Consider the following 7,233-nt stretch of genomic DNA (forward strand, 5'->3'; position numbering starts at 1 on the left):
GTCGGTCGGGTGCTGTGATCTGAAATGTCACCTATCCGTGCAGCAGCCCTCGCCGCCATCGAGGCCTCGGGCAATGCGACCTGTTGCGAACGGTGTGATGAGGGCGCCTACACCGATCGCTGCGTAAAGGGCGGAGATGAGGACCGCCTCGAGGACCGCCCACTCCGCGACGTGCGAACAGCGCCTTTGGTCAGTCGCGACGGGTCAGATGAAGCTGAGTTGGCCGGTGGCTGCACGCTTAATTGTCACGGTGGTCCCGTGAAGGGTGAAGTCGAGTAGGAGCCCGCTGTCGAGCAGCGCTGCGACACCGGCGTGATCACGTGCCACGATCACTCCGATGACGGAGCGATCTTCGGCTAAGATTATGATTTCGTCGCCATCTTCGGACGCGTTGACAGTCACCGGCGCCAGCTTGATGAACTCCGCTACCTCCAGTCGAGCCTGAGCAGTGGCAACGCCTGTCGCCATCATCTCAGCCAACTTGTGGCGGTCGCTGCCCTGAACGTATTGGAGCAGGTCTAGGACATCTGTCGGGGTCGTTTCGAAGTCGGCCCGCCACTCCTGGATACGCCGCTCACTCAGGTGCTTTCGTAAGCCCTCTCCATCAAGTCCAGCATCTGTCGCAAGGCGCCCTAGACGCTGCGCCAAGCTTCGAGACTTGATGTCACGAACGAGGAGGTCAACGGCAAGGGATGTATCAACACCGAATTTTAGGTGTGCCGCAGTGCCGACGAATAGCCGCGCAAGGGCGAGGCGTGACGAAAGAATGTCGTTGGCTTGAGTGATGACGAGACCGACGGTCCACGATAGATAATGCTGTACTCCTTCGCTGATCCCGTCAACCATCTGCTCCAGTCGGTACGGCAACTCTGGCACCGCAGTGAGGTGGGTGTCGGCCAACTCGGTCAGGGTTCGTCCTGCGATCCAGTCGCGAATTACCGCGTCGGCATCGACCTCGATGTATGCGCCTTTGGGTGACTTTCGGAAGCGCCAGTACGTCTTTCGTTCTGGCAGACTCAGGAGTTGACTGTAGACGCCCTGGTTGGTGAGACTCTCGAGAGTTTCCTGGAGTGTTTGCTCACCGAGGTCGCCGCGTTCTTGTACATGGTCGGCAAGCCCCTCGGCGATCGTCTCGATCACGGAGCCTGATGCCAAGCTGGTTCCTGCTTGCGCCCAGCGTTGACGTGACGCAGGTGCTGTTTGTTCATACTCGGCCGCGACGAGTTCAGCGAGTGCCAGCCACCGCTCCTTGAGGTCTTTTGGTAGTTGGGTGAAAGCGAAGAGACGCTCTACGACTTCGCGCCAGGACTTCGTTTTCGCAAAGTCGGGTACCTGTTCGAGAACGTGCAGAATGAACCACACGTAGTTGACGAACCCGCCGGTCGCCTGGTCGGGGGTCAGCCGCAATATCGCGTCTTGGGTCTGTGCCAGCAGTGCTTCGGCCTCTGCGAGAGCCTCTATGGCGGATGGCAAGGCTATGGTCGAGCGGACTTCCAATTCGTCCGGGCCAGGAGTAAGCCGATCGAAGTCGCCATCAGTCAGATTCTTCTGCAAAGCCAGCACGATCCAGCCTTCGGACTCCTTCCCGGCCCGGCCGGCTCGGCCGACGGCGTTGAGAAGCTGTGCGGCGCTCATTCGGAACGCGGGGTCTTGGCCCTCGTACTCGGTGGTCGCGATGACAACGGTGCGAACGGGAAGGTTGACACCATCGGTCAAGGTGCTGGTTGCGACAACGGCTTTTAATTTTTCTGTTCGGATCGCATCCTCGATCGCTTCTTGAACCTCTATGGGCAACCCGGCGTGGTGGTATGCCACGCCCTTGCGCACTGTGCCGACGAGGGGGTGATCATCCCCTAGACGCGTGGCTAGAGCGTCGGCGAGACCTTGAGAATGTGGATTCTCTGCCAACTCGCCAGCCATGACCTTTGCGGCGTCCCGCGCAGTCGCGCGGTGGGAGACGACCATGAGGAGACTGCCGGCACGAAGCAACACCGTTGCTGTCTTCGCAGTTGTCGAGTAACTGGGCGAGGTGTTGCCCTTCCCGGATATGCGCTTGTTGTCGGGGCCGACGACAAGCTGACCGACAGGGATGTCATCGCTGGTGGCCAAGTGCCGCACGGCGGCGTTGTTGGGTCGAACCGCAAGAAGGGCACGGAGGTCGTACCGGGACTTCCTTTTACTATTGGCTTTGCGGGCTGGGATGTCGGTGCGGCTCTCGTTGATCTTCTCTGTTCCCATAAGGATGTGCAGTCGACGTGGAGCTCTCCAGTCGTCGGTGAACAGTACTTCGGATCCTTCGGTGGAGGTCCACGTGGCCAGAGATGCGGCGTTACCAATTACTCCGGACAAAAGAATGAGTCGCGCCCCGCTGGCGTCGAGAATTGACAGCAGCCCTTCGAGGAGCAGTCCACGGCCACCGGAATCGGCGATGAGGTGGACTTCGTCGATGACGAAAAGGCTGAACCGGCTCAGGACTTGTCGAGGGTTCTGTCGTAGCGCGTTCATGAGCCGTTCTGGCGTCATGACCTCGACATTCGGCAGTCCTTCAGTTTCATTGTCATCGAGGAAGTCTTGGGCACCGAAACCGTCAGGGAGATCGGCGCCGAGGTGTCGGTTGAGGTAACGCAATCGTGGTCGCAGTCCTTGGCGCATCTCTCTGCCTAGGCTCCGCAGCGGGGTTACATAACAGACGTCACGGTCGTCGCGTGCGGTGTGAGCGCAGATGATGAGCTGGGCGAGCAGTGTTTTTCCCGCACTGGTCGGGACGGAAATGAGCAGCCTGGAAGTCGCTGGATTGAGTGGACTGAGTGTGGTGTGGCCGACGAGGCTGCGCTGTGGCGGCCACAGAGTCAAGATGGGTTGCTGGTCGAGAGTGAATGCTTGCTTGACGGCTGCGGGGATGTCGGGTGGGAGGACTGCCCAGATGCTGCTGTAGGCGAGCCCGTCGGTGAGTGTGATCAGGTGTCCGGCTACCCAGCGGGTGTCGAGGTCGCTGAGGCCGACTTTGTTGTCAACGACGAGGCGCAAGTGGCCGCGGGCGGTTTCGAGTGCGTCTGCCCCGCCTTCGCGTAAGTACCGGACGAGGTCTGCGATGCCGCGCAGGAGGCGCTGAGTTGGTCCAAACATGGTGCCGTCGAGGCTTTCGAGCTCAGTTGCTCGGGTGAGCGCGGAAGCGGCCCTGGCCCAGGTGCTTAGCCGCCGGTTTAGGTCGGCCATATCGAGGCCGAGAAACATGATTCCGGCTTGGAAGGCGACGTCTGAGCTGTTGGTGAACTCGGCCGGTTCCCGCATGGTGTCGCGAATCTTGCGGTAAATGGCGCTGGCGTTGGGGCTCTCGTCGGCGCGGTGGTAGCCGACTTGTGCAGCGAACGCGTTGGCGAATCTCTCGTGATCTGGTGCAGTTCGGACTTCCAGGAGGAGGTCGAGGACATGAGCGCTGATGGCGAACGCGCGGCGGCGCTGTTCAAGCGGATATTGAGAACCGTCGGCGGTGGAGGCGATCCCGTGCAGGTACCAGGCTGTGCGCCTCAACGGCGCGAGATCGGTTCGGAATCCGGTGTCGGTGAGACCGGCGACAAGCTCGATCTCGAGTTCGGCGATGAGGTTGCTGAGTTCGGCGACGGTAGGGAGCTCGGTTAGCTGGTCGTCGCCGAATGCTGCGTTAAGATGTTCAGCGGCTAGAGCGCGGTCCACGCGTACCTCCGCACTGTCTTCGCTAGGGCGTCGTAACCGTTGATGCTGGTGGCCAGGCCACGCAGCTGACCGGGTTTATCGAGTAGCGGAAGCTTTTTGCTCATCTTCTTGAAAGGGTTCGCTGGCAGCGGCTGGTGGGTAGCTAGCGTCACACCAGCGCCGACGATCTCGCCTCCCTGGGTCCATGCGGCGGGCACTAGGGAGATGAAGGAGAGCAACTCGTCGTCGTGACTGCCTGATGCGAAAGTGCCGACAATTTGGGCGACGTAGCGCTGGCCCGAGGCGGCAATCTGTTTGTACGCCGTATTGAGGCTGGTCGACAGCGGCCCGGATCCGGTGTTCTTCTTGCTCTCCCACAGGCGGAACCGAAGCGCACCCGCCGCGTTCTCGTAAACGGAAAACCCGTCGGCGCCACCATCGGTGACGGCCCCTTTGGGATCCGGTTGGGCTCGCACCGCCACATTGTCCTTGGTGAGCAGGTGCCAGAGCCACTCACCGACATGCCCGTTTAAGTGGACCTCGCTCTTCGGTGTGCCTGGCAGGCCGAAGACGGGCTCGATGAATGCCGCTACGGTCTCCCTGTCTGGCGACGACAGTTTGGTTCCTGCGAGAGTGTGCCGACGCCACGTGTCGTAGAGGGTGGTGGCGGGCCCGAATCGGACTTTCATAATAGAGTCAATGAGAACCCAGGCCAGTGCACCTACCTCCCCGGCAGTGAGGTCGGCGGCGACGCGGGAAGTCCATTCGCACTTGCTCGGCCCGGCGACACCGTCGTGGTACGTCGCGGGTAGGTACTCCTGGACGACTAGGCGCTGATGGGTGCGACCGAATTCTTCGGACTCCGCAGCGGAGAGATTTGCCAGCACAGCGTCCGGCGGTTTCCCGATGGGCATTGCAACTCCTCCTGACGAGGTATGCAGCATGTGAGTTCCCCGAGGGGCTCGCTGCCGCCACTAAAAGGATGGGAGGACTTAGTTCTCTCCGTCGTAGCAGCCCAGCAACCATCTGAGGTGAGTCAGCTGACCTCGCAGCTCGAGGGCGAGCTTGCCTTGAGGAGGCTGGCCAGCAAGCCGCGATTGAATCAGCGCGAAGTCAGACCTCAGGGCGCGTCTTGTTCGACTGAACTCGGTCCTGCATCGGGCCGAGCAGAAACGTGCCGGGGCGCCTCGCGAGGTCTCGTCGAACGTCACGAGTGACGGACAGGCGGGATTCCGGCATGGCGCGGTGGTCGGATACTTGGCGCGGCTGAGTCGTAGGTCAGCGACCGAATCGCCTCGCGCCGGCTTTAGAGCAGCCATGGTTGACCATCCTTGTATGACAGAAAAGATTCTGCCGATTGCGTGTTTGCACTCCGATGCACCGGATATTACCTGTTAAAGCTGTTTGCGCACCTGCATCGTCAACCGGAACCGCAATAATTTCGCGACACTTCTGCGTGTTACGTAGGTGGTCCAAGTCTTGCGGCCTACGGTCGGTCTATCAGTGATCTACGACACGGTGCGTTGACGCCGAGGGGAGGGGGCACTAGAAGGCAGCACTCAGATGGCGACGGGGCGCGTGGTACCCCGAGCGGCCCGTAGGGCTATACGGGCGCTTGTAAATCGCAGAAGCCGGGAGCTGCAACTCCCGGCCTCCGGATGCGATGCGAGTGCACCGCTTTCAGTTCATGACTCCATCGAAAGGAGCTACGTCTATGTTGGCGTACGCAGAATTCGCAGTCAATGTTCGCTCCCGGCGTGTCGCCGCTGTCCGGGGGGTCAGATCCCGTGGGTAGGTGGCCTCGACAACCCACGACCGGGTTGCCGGCATGCGCGACAGGGTCTCCTGTCGCGGAGTGTTTCGATGTCGCCGCCGATTCACCACACGCGACCCCAGATAGACGAACGCGGCTTTCTCGGGCCGCGGTGCAAGTTGAAGGTCCTTGGGCGGTGGATGCTCGCAAGCATGCAATGCGACTACGGCTAGCAGCACCTCCGCCGTTGATGGACCGCAACGACGTGACAGCGCTGGGCGAGCTGGCCCGGTACCTAGCCTCATGGGCCGATGGGCGCGGTTATCTAGACCCCGAGGCTGCGTTGCGCGCCGCAGAGATCAATCGCTGGGCAGCACGCGAAATCGCGGCCGGCAGCCCAGCTGGGAGCATCCGCAGTCGTCGCGGCCGCCTCGTTGAAGCCGCGCGGCAGCTGCACCCTCATGAGTTCGGACCGCCTCGCGGTCCGGGTCCGGTGCCGCGACAACCACGGTTTTCCCCTCTGACGGAAGGAGACCTTGCGGCTGCGCGGCACGTTTTGTCCGTGGCCCCAGACGGGATCAGGACTAAGGCTCAACTGTGCATTGCGTTCGGTCTGGCGGTGGGAGGGCGCGAGAGCGAACTGCGAGCGCTGCGAGGGCATGACGTCTATTGCGAGACTGTTGACGGCGAGGAGCGCATCGTCGTTCGGTTAGTCAATCGTGAAGGCCGGCAGCGGATCGTCCCGGCGTTGGACATCGATGCCGCCGAGTATCTATTCGCTCGCGCCCAGGCCGTCGGAAGCAATTTGTTGATCGGGTCCGCCGACAAGAACGCCCTAAACCGAGCTCAAGAACACATGCGTAAGCGTGGCGTCAATATCCGGTTCTCGGTTCGCGCGCTTCGCTACCTCTGGCTGGTGCGCTTGGCGAAGCTCGCTCTTCCCCTGGCGGTGTCGCTACGGATGGCCGACACGTGGAACACCGACGTGTTCGTGGACATCGAGCGCTCGCTTGGCGCCTACAGCATCGAAGACACCCTCCGATTGATTGATCACGCCAGGGAGGAGGACCCGAAATGACGGACGCAAAGGAGGTCCAAGCTGGTCGCTATCGCAACACCAGCGTCAGCGCAGCAGTCGATCTCGTATCTCGGTCTAACGCAGTGGAGATGATCATCGCCTGGCAGCGAGAGGACGGGATCGCACAACGACCGGCACACCGCCACCCTCAGTTCACCCTCGAGGCCGTCCTGGTCGCAATGGTCCTGATTCCGGAGATCGGGGTAACCACGACCGTGCGGGAGATCCTCCGAACGATCTACTCGTTGACCGACCACCAGTTAGGCAAGGTGGGAATGACGATCAACAGTGAAGCGCGCGCGGAGTTCGAAGACGATCCGAAGAAGCGCGAAGAGGCAAGGTTTCGGGTTTGGCTTCACGCGCAAATGGTCTGTCTCGACTCGTTCTGGGATCTGCCAGCACGAACAATGACCAACGGCGAATTCGCCACCGCCATCGCAAGCCGAACTGACGAAGACCGTGCGCTGGCGGACAGACGCAATCTACGGACGGCCGAGATCGTCAACAGCCTGATCGCAGCATCGATTGACTGGCCTGGGTTGGCAGAGTGGCGCGGTGACATGGTCGCCGATGAGACGATCCTCGACCTGGCCGCCGTAGGTGAAGGCATGGGATCCAAACCCGACAAGATCAAGTCAGCGGTCTCACGCGCACGGTTCTACGTCCGTCAGGTCGACAACGAGGTTCGCGCTGATGGCGACTCGGGTAAGCGAACCCGAAAGGTTGCGTT

3 protein-coding genes and 1 pseudogene are annotated in these 7,233 nt (G+C 61.3%); 2 read left to right on the top strand and 2 right to left on the bottom strand.

Going from position 1 to position 7,233, the window contains the following annotated elements:
• Window positions 1-204: 204 nt before the first annotated feature.
• Window positions 205-3,693, bottom strand: a complete 3,489-nt coding sequence (locus tag AC3DE3_RS17050; RefSeq protein WP_488370816.1) for a DEAD/DEAH box helicase — start codon at window positions 3,691-3,693, stop codon at window positions 205-207.
• Window positions 3,678-4,586, bottom strand: a complete 909-nt coding sequence (locus AC3DE3_RS17055; RefSeq protein WP_488370817.1) for a hypothetical protein — start codon at window positions 4,584-4,586, stop codon at window positions 3,678-3,680. The genes AC3DE3_RS17050 and AC3DE3_RS17055 overlap by 16 nt, the downstream gene beginning before the upstream one ends.
• A gap of 1,401 nt (window positions 4,587-5,987) precedes the next feature.
• Here AC3DE3_RS17055 and AC3DE3_RS17060 point away from each other — a divergent pair.
• Both AC3DE3_RS17060 and AC3DE3_RS17065 read left to right on the top strand, forming a co-directional pair.
• Window positions 5,988-6,503 (top strand): hypothetical protein, encoded by a 516-nt coding sequence (locus tag AC3DE3_RS17060; protein WP_488370818.1) that lies wholly within the window; start codon window positions 5,988-5,990, stop codon window positions 6,501-6,503.
• Window positions 6,500-7,233: pseudogene (locus tag AC3DE3_RS17065) on the top strand (hypothetical protein); the annotation flags it as partial. The gene AC3DE3_RS17060 and the pseudogene AC3DE3_RS17065, both read left to right, overlap by 4 nt.

The sequence above is a fragment of the Dietzia sp. IBK-p2-16D genome, assembly GCF_057773085.1.